The organism is Burkholderia sp. SIMBA_051, assembly GCF_046534915.1.
Lineage (GTDB): Bacteria > Pseudomonadota > Gammaproteobacteria > Burkholderiales > Burkholderiaceae > Burkholderia > Burkholderia ambifaria.
Genome location: NZ_JAWRXS010000169.1, coordinates 1 through 290 on the forward strand (window position 1 = coordinate 1; position 290 = coordinate 290).

Consider the following 290-nt stretch of genomic DNA (forward strand, 5'->3'; position numbering starts at 1 on the left):
CAACTCTGAGGGAGACACTGACATCGAGAATTGGAGTCTATCGAGCATTCCTCGGTTTCAATCGGGACACTCTCCCCCCAGAAATCAAGGAAACCAAGACAGACATTGGCGCCCCACTCTCCGCAGCGGCTCGCGCGCTATATCGGTCCGGGGTTATCGAGGAAGACGTCAGCGTATTTGCCGCGATTGACCAATTCGAAGAACTCCTGTATCAGCGCTCGCTTAACGATGCATTAGTCGATCCATTTCGCGAGATATTCAACACAGCGTTTGGATCGCGCGACCCGTCG

1 protein-coding gene is annotated in these 290 nt (G+C 53.8%); it reads left to right on the plus strand.

Going from position 1 to position 290, the window contains the following annotated elements:
- Positions 1 to 290: hypothetical protein (locus tag SB771_RS34040; protein ID WP_410721922.1), on the plus strand; the 290-nt coding region annotated here is incomplete at both ends.